At 73.7% G+C, this 6,965-nt stretch carries 7 protein-coding genes, 1 pseudogene and 1 riboswitch; of the genes and pseudogenes, 1 reads left to right on the top strand and 7 read right to left on the bottom strand.

Features of this window, described 5'->3' with window-relative positions:
* Positions 1–12: 12 nt before the first annotated feature.
* A complete protein-coding gene (locus EBH09_RS27875; protein WP_121749700.1) occupies positions 13–606 on the bottom strand; it encodes a TetR/AcrR family transcriptional regulator in 594 nt (197 codons plus the stop codon).
* Between the two features lie 236 nt (positions 607–842).
* Here EBH09_RS27875 and EBH09_RS27880 point away from each other — a divergent pair, with 236 nt between their 5' ends.
* Positions 843–2,459 (top strand): MFS transporter, encoded by a 1,617-nt coding sequence (locus EBH09_RS27880; protein WP_121749701.1) that lies wholly within the window; start codon positions 843–845, stop codon positions 2,457–2,459.
* Between the two features lie 27 nt (positions 2,460–2,486).
* On the opposite strand, the gene EBH09_RS27885 is transcribed toward EBH09_RS27880, so the two are convergent.
* From EBH09_RS27885 to EBH09_RS27910, 6 genes and pseudogenes are all read right to left on the bottom strand, one after another.
* Positions 2,487–3,344: an ATP-binding cassette domain-containing protein gene (locus EBH09_RS27885; protein WP_121749702.1), complete on the bottom strand. Its 858-nt coding sequence runs from the start codon at positions 3,342–3,344 to the stop codon at positions 2,487–2,489.
* A complete protein-coding gene (cbiQ, locus tag EBH09_RS27890; RefSeq protein WP_121749703.1) occupies positions 3,341–4,090 on the bottom strand; it encodes a cobalt ECF transporter T component CbiQ in 750 nt (249 codons plus the stop codon). Before cbiQ ends, EBH09_RS27885 begins: the two co-directional genes overlap by 4 nt.
* Positions 4,091–4,429, bottom strand: a complete 339-nt coding sequence (locus EBH09_RS27895; RefSeq protein ID WP_121749704.1) for an energy-coupling factor ABC transporter substrate-binding protein — start codon at positions 4,427–4,429, stop codon at positions 4,091–4,093.
* Positions 4,426–5,133 carry an energy-coupling factor ABC transporter permease gene (locus EBH09_RS27900; RefSeq protein ID WP_121749705.1) on the bottom strand — a complete coding sequence of 236 codons (708 nt, stop codon included), beginning with the start codon at positions 5,131–5,133 and terminating at the stop codon, positions 4,426–4,428. The genes EBH09_RS27895 and EBH09_RS27900 overlap by 4 nt, the downstream gene beginning before the upstream one ends.
* Positions 5,134–5,162: 29 nt before the next feature.
* Positions 5,163–5,347: riboswitch (cobalamin riboswitch) on the bottom strand.
* 104 nt (positions 5,348–5,451) lie between these two features.
* Positions 5,452–5,906: pseudogene (locus EBH09_RS27905) on the bottom strand (potassium channel family protein).
* 106 nt (positions 5,907–6,012) lie between these two features.
* The coding region (locus EBH09_RS27910) for a chloride channel protein (RefSeq protein ID WP_238697457.1) at positions 6,013–6,965 on the bottom strand (953 nt) is incomplete at its 5' end.

Here is a 6,965-nt window from a genome sequence, read left to right on the forward strand (position 1 = left end):
CCCCGGTACCCGTCACCCCTCGCCGCGCAGAGCGCGTACCGCCCCTGACGCGGTGTCGGCGTCCACCCCCGCGACGATCAGCGCGGCCACGGCGGCGTCCGTGCCGTCGTCGTCCCAGACCCCGCAACGCGCGCAGCCCAGGAGCGCCAGCAGGTGCGCCTCCAGCGCCGCGCCGAGCACACCGGCCGGCACGGCGGTGTGGAAGACGCCCACGCGCCGGCCGCGGGCGAGGATGCCGGCGAGCCTGTCACGGGCCGGGGCGAGGATCGCGCTCACCCCTTCCCGTCCGAGGCCGCGGTGGTGGGCGAGGGCGATGAGTGTGCCGTAGCGGTCGCCGATCGGCCACAGGCCGAGGACGAACCGGGCCAGGGCAGCGGCGGGATCGTCGTCCTGGGCCGACGCGTCCGTGCCGCCGATCGCGCGCAGTACCGCCTCCGCGGCCTCCTCGACGAGCCCTCCGACCAGGGCCTCCCGGCCGGCGAAGTGACCGTAGAGGGTGCGGCGCGCCACGCCGGCGGCCGCGGCGATCTCCGTGAGGCTGCTGTCGGGATCGCGGCCCAGCTCCCGCTCGGCCGCTCGCAGGATGCGGGCGCGTGTGGTGGTCACGTCGGTACCTCGATCGGAAGGGGCGCTGGACGCGAGGCGCGCCCGGTGGAAATGGCTCGTTGGCAGAGACCTGTCGGCAGAGACCCGCCGGCAAAGACCCGCCGGCAAGGCCCGATGACAGGCCCCAAGATATTTGCACGCCACTGTGCAACAAACTACTCTGTCACCAGTCTGCACATCGATGGGCAATTAACTTGCCCCTCGCTCGCTCGCTTGCCTCTTTCCCGGGAGCCCCCATGCCCCTCCTAGCCACCACACCCGTCGACAAGATGACCGGGCCCTACGCACGGCGCTGGTGGGCGCTCCTCGTGCTGTGTCTGAGCCTGCTGATCGTCGTCATGGCCAACACGTCCCTGATCGTGGCCGCGCCGGACATGACGACCGACCTGGGCCTGAGCAGCAGCGACCTGCAGTGGGTCATCGACGGCTACACCGTCCCGTACGCCGCGCTGATGCTGGTGCTGGGCTCGATCGGCGACAAGTACAGCCGTCGGGGCGCGCTGATCACCGGCCTGGTGATCTTCGCCGGCGGTTCGGTGATGGGCAGTCTGGTGGACGAGACCGGGCTGGTCATCGCGGCCCGGGCGATCATGGGCGTCGGCGCCGCCGTCGTCATGCCGGCCACGCTGTCCCTGCTGGTCGCGGTCTTCCCGAAGGGGGAGCGGGCCCGCGCCATCACAGCCTGGACGGCCACCTCCGGCCTCGCCATCGCGGTCGGCCCGCTGGTCGCCGGATGGCTCCTGGAGGACCACGCCTGGGGCTCCACCTTCCTGGTCAACGTCCCCATCGCGGTCGCCGCCGTCGTCGGCGCGCTGATCCTCGTACCGCCGTCCAAGGCGGCCGGCATGGGCCGGATCGACTACGTGGGCGGCCTGCTCTCCATCGTCTCCGTCGGCAGCCTGGTCTACGCGAGCATCGAGGGCCCGCACTTCGGCTGGGGCGCGGGCCCGGTCGCCGCGGCCGTCGCCGCGGGCCTCGGCCTGGTCGCCTTCGTGTGGTGGGAGCTGCGTCACCCGCACCCCATGCTGGACGTGCGCAGGTTCCTGCTGCGGCCTTTCAGCGGCTCGATGCTGGCGGTGCTGTTCTTCTTCTTCGGCACCTACGGCGCCATCTACTACGCCACGCAGTTCCTGCAGTTCGTGCTCGGCTACGGGGCCCTGGAGACCGGCGTACGCCTGCTGCCGCTGGCCGGTGCGGTGTTCGTCGGCGCCGCGGCGACCGGGAAGCTGACCCCGAAGCTGGGCGTGAAGGCGATGGTGGGGTCCGGCATGGTGATCGGCACCGTCGGTGTCCTCCTCCTGGTCCTCATCGAGAAGGACTCGACGTACGCCGACTTCCTGGCCCCGATGCTGCTGCTCGGCCTCGCGATCGGGCTGAGTGTGTCCCCGGCCACCGACACCATCATGGGCTCCTTCCCGGAGAGCGAGCTGGGCGTCGGCGGCGGCGCCAACGACACCGCGCTGGAACTCGGCGGCTCGCTCGGTATCGCCGTGCTGGGCTCCCTGCTCGGCACCGCCTACCGGGACGAACTCGCCGACCTGGTGGGCGACCGGCTCCCGTCCGCCGCGCTGGACACCGCCCAGGACTCCGTGGGCGGCGGGCTGGCCGTCGCCGAGCGCCTCGCGACGGACCCCGCCGCCGGCCCTCAGCAGGCGCAGGCCCTGGCCGACGCCGTGAACCAGTCCTTCGCGCACGGTGTCGCCACGACCAGCCTCGTGGGCGGGATCATCATGGCCGCCGGCACCCTGATCGTCCTCGCCGTCCTCCCCGGCCGCCGCGGTACCCGGCAGCGGCCCGAGGAGAAGACGGCCGAGGCGGCCCGGGACGCGGAGTACAGCGACTCGGCGCACTGAGCCCGAGCCGCCCTGGCCGGCACCCCGTCAGTCGGTCAGGGCGGCCAGCTCCTCCGCCGTTCGGGGGCCCGCCGCAGAGCCCGTCAACAGGCCCTGCGCGCGCAGCAGCCGGGCCGCCGCGACGCCCCACGGCAGACGCAGCCCGGCCTGCCGCAGCAGCTCGGCGCGGGCCAGCGTCGGGGCCGTGGGACCGGTGTGCACGCCGGCCGGGGTGAGCAGGGCCGCGTCGTCGGACCAGCGCAGGGCGAGGTCGACGTCGTGGGTGGCCATCACCACGGTGGTGCCGCCCGCGCGGAGCCCGTCCAGGGTGGCGAGCAGCCGCTCCTGGCCGTCCGGGTCGAGCCCGGCGGTCGGCTCGTCGAGGATCAGCACCCGGGGGCGCATCGCGACGGCCCCGGCGATCGCGGTCCGCTTGCGCTGGCCGTAGGACAGCAGATGGGTGGGCCGGTCGGCGAGTGCGGCGATGTCCAGCGCGGTGAGCGACTCCTCGACCCGGGAACGGACCTCCGCGTCGGCCAGACCCAGGTTCAGCGGCCCGAAGGACACGTCCTGCGACACCGACGCCGCGAACAACTGGTCGTCCGGGTCCTGCACCACCAGTTGCACCGTGGTCCGCAGCCGGGTCAGCCCCTTGCGGTCGTACGTCACCGGCTCCCCGTCGACCGTCAACGACCCCGCGTGCGGCCTGAGTCCGCCGCTGAGCAGCCGCATCAGCGTGGTCTTGCCGCTGCCGTTGCGGCCCAGCAGCGCGAGCGCCCGTCCCTCGCGCACCGCGAAGTCCAGGCCGGTGAGCACGGCCGGGCCCTCCTCGTACGCGAAGGACACGCCCCGCAGGGCGACCAGGGGCGACGCGGCCGCCTCGGCCCTCTCGATCGTCTCGCTCACGACAGCGGCCTTTCCAGTACGAGGGTGAGGGCGGCCAGCGCCGCCAGCAGCGCGACGCTCGCCGCCGTGAAGGGCACCGAGACGCGGGCCTCGGGCACCAGGACGCGCAGCGTGCCGTCGTAGCCGCGCCCGGCGAGCCCCGACTGGAGCCGCGCCGCACGGTCGAAGGCCCGCACGAACGCCGTGGCGCCGAGCCCGCCGAGCGAACGCCAGGCGGCGGCCCGGGTGGTGTGGCCCAGCCGCGCCGCCTGCGCATCCCGCACCCGGCGCACGGAGTCCAGCAGCATGAAGCTCATCCGGTACGTCACCAGCGCCACGTCGACCACCGGCGCGGGCACCCCGGCCCGCACCAGGCGGGGCAGCAGGTCGGACATCGGCGTGGTGAACGCGAAGAGCAGCACCCCGAGGGAGGCCGCCGAGGTGCGCAGCAGCAGCTCACCGGCGCGCGCCGGGCCGCCGTCCGCCGCCGTCAGGAACCCGTGCGGGCCCCCGACCTGCACCAGGAGCGGCAGCGCCCCGGTCACGCAGAAACCCAACGGCACGCGGTAGGCACGCCACAGCCGGCGCCCGGGCACACCCGCCGGGCCGAGCAGCACGGCCAGCGCAGTCACCAGCACCAGCGCCGCGCCCGGCCAGGGCGGCAGCGAGATCGCGAGGACGGTCAGCCCCAGCCCGAGCACGGCCTTGTCCACGGGATGGCGGCGGCGCCAGCGGCTGCTGTGCGCCGCCGCGTCGATCGGCAGCACTCAGTCCTCTCCGGGAGCGCCCCGCAGCGCCGCCGCAGTCCGCTCCTCGCCCTGCCGCCGGCCCCGGCGCAGCCCGAAGTAGTAGGCCAGCACGCCCGCGCCGATCGCGGCCTGCAGGGCGAACAGTGCCGACTCGATCTCCCCGGACGGCGGCTCGTACAGCGGCGAGAACCACGGCTCGTAGTCCGGCTCGATCTCCGTGATCGCCGTCTCCGCCTCGGCGTCGGCACCGGCGAACGGCTCCTCCTTGTGATCGCCGAGACCCAGCACCAGCGGCAGCACCGCGAGCGCGGCCACGGCGAGCAGCAGCAGGGCGTTGATCTTCGCGTTGCGGCTCATCGGGCCACCGCCTCCGGCTCGTCGGTGCTGCTCTTGCCGGCCTTGGTCAACAGCACGCCCAGCCGCGCCAGTTCGCCCTTGCTGGACTGCACCAGCAGCCGCATCACGATGACCGTGAGCAGGCCCTCGCTCACCGCGAGCGGGATCTGCGTGACGGCGAAGATGGACCCGAACTTTCCGAGCGCGCCCAGGAATCCGCTGCTCGGGTCCGGGAACGCCAGCGCCAGCTGCACGCTGGTGACGCAGTAGGTCGACAGGTCGGCGACGAACGCCCCGAAGAACACCGCGACCATCAGCGGCACGTCGTAGCGGCGCAGCAGCCGGTAGACGGCGTAGCCGGCCCAGGGGCCCACGATCGCCATCGAGAAGACGTTGGCGCCGAGCGTGGTCAGCCCGCCGTGCGCCAGCAGCAGCGCCTGGAAGAGCAGGGTGATGGTGCCCAGCACCGCCATGATCGGCGGCCGGAAGAGAATGGCACCCAGGCCGGTGCCGGTCGGGTGCGAGCAACTACCGGTGACAGAAGGCAGTTTCAGGGCCGACAGAACGAACGTGAAGGCTCCGGAGGCGCCGAGGAGCAAGGTGCTCTCCGGGTGCTCCCTGACCTCACGGGTGAGTGACCGTACTCCGTGGACGACGAACGGCGCGGACGCGACACCCCAGGCGATCGCGTGCGCCGGTGGCAGAAAGCCCTCGGCTATGTGCATGGCTCAGCAGACCCTCTCCAGCACCTCGTGGATGGACGACGCGCCTTGGCCGGTCTCCTGGCTTACGGGTACCACCGCCCGTGCTCCGCCTTCCCGAGTACAAGTACCCAGTGGCTGCCCGCGAGGGCCGGAGCCGGACTTCCCGATTCACAGTGGCGAGGGCCGCACCGGCATCACACCGGATTTCCCGTTCACCAAGGCGTGGCGACAGTAGTGCTCCCACCGGGGTGGTGACAAGCGGGCCTCCGGGTCGCCCGGCCCGGCGAACAGGCCTCGGTCCTGCGGAAACAGCCGTACGCCCCGAGCTTTCGGCCGCCGTCAGTCGGGCCGGTCCCGATCGGTCCGCCGGACCACCATGTCGCGCGCCCGTGTGCTCAGCGCGGTCGCGGCGGCGGTGAGGAACACGAAGCTGTAGGCGATCTGCGGAACGGTCACGATCCGCGCCGCCTGGCCCCGCGGGGCGGTGTCCCCGTAGCCGACGGTGGCGAGCGTGACCACGGTGAAGTACAGCGCGTCGACGCGGGTGCGCAGACCGGTGAACTCGCCCGGCTGCTTGGCGAGGGCGTGGTAGGCGGCCGCGAAGACGTGCACGGACAGGATGATCAGCAGGGGGATGACCACGCCGGGCCGGGTCTCCGGGCGGTCGAGGAGCACGTGACGGATCTGGCGGAGCAGCGTCACGGCCGCGAACGTCAGCACCAGGGCGAACAGCAGCCAGCTCAGTACGGGACGCCGCGGACCCAGGTGGTCGAGGGGGAGGAAAAGTAGGCCACGACCGTGCCCGCCGCGACGCCGGCCCGCGTGAGCCAGGGCGGGCCGCGCGCCAGGCGGGACGCGGCCGGGTGCCGCCCGTCCCCGTGGTGGTGGTCCGGCGCTCGGTCACCGTGCCGTCTCCGGTGCCGCTTTCGGCGGTTCCGCTCCCGCTCCCGGTTCTGTCCGGCGGACCAGCTGGGTGACGACGAAGGCGACCACCGACGCGGTGACGATCAGCGGCATCTGGTCGTACGCGTCCCCGCCCATCAGCAGCACCGCCAGTACCGCGCTGGCCAGGGGCAGCCCGGTCACCGCGGCGGCCGCTGCGGAGATGCCGAGGGCGAGGGCCGGGGTCGCGCCGAAACCGGGCAGGCCGGAGCAGGCCATGGCCGTCGCCGTGCCCAGCAGTACGGCCGGGAAGATCGGGCCGCCGCGCAGACTGCCCAGCGCGATGCCCCAGGCCAGCCCCTTGCAGGCGACGAGCGCGACCAGCGCGCCCACGGACCAGGCGTGCGGGTCCGCGGCGAGCCGGGCCAGGGTCGCCTGCCCGGACAGCGCCGCCTCCGCCGGGGAACGGCCGGTGATCAGGGCGTACGCGGCGAGGCAGACGCCGACCGCCGTGGCGCAGGCGACGGTGCGCAGGGCCGTGCGGTGCCGCGTCCAGGAGACGGTCCGGTGGCCCAGCTCGCGGCCCAGCGTGATCAGCACCGCGATCAGCGCCGCCGTCGGGACGCCCCACAGGAAGTCGCCCGCGTCCGGGTTGGCGCCCGGCGGCACGTCGTCAAGGGCCAGCGCGCCGATCTTCAGGCCGGTCCACTGACCGAATCCCGTGAAGACCAGGGCGCCCGTCGCGCTGGCCATCAGACAGGGCAGCAGCAGGACGACCAGCTGGGCGCCTGCGAGCCCCGCCCCCTCGATGAGCAGCACGGCCGCAGCGAGGGGCCCGCCGAGGATGGTGGAGATCGCGGCGGTGGAGCCGGCCGTGGCCAGGATCGCGCTCGCCCTCGGGTCCGCCGCGACCCCCGCCCGCCGCACCGCCAGCAGGGCGAGCCCGCTGCCGACGGCCATCAGCGGAGCCT

The sequence above is a fragment of the Streptomyces sp. E2N166 genome (assembly GCF_003671715.1).
Lineage (GTDB): Bacteria > Actinomycetota > Actinomycetes > Streptomycetales > Streptomycetaceae > Streptomyces > Streptomyces thinghirensis.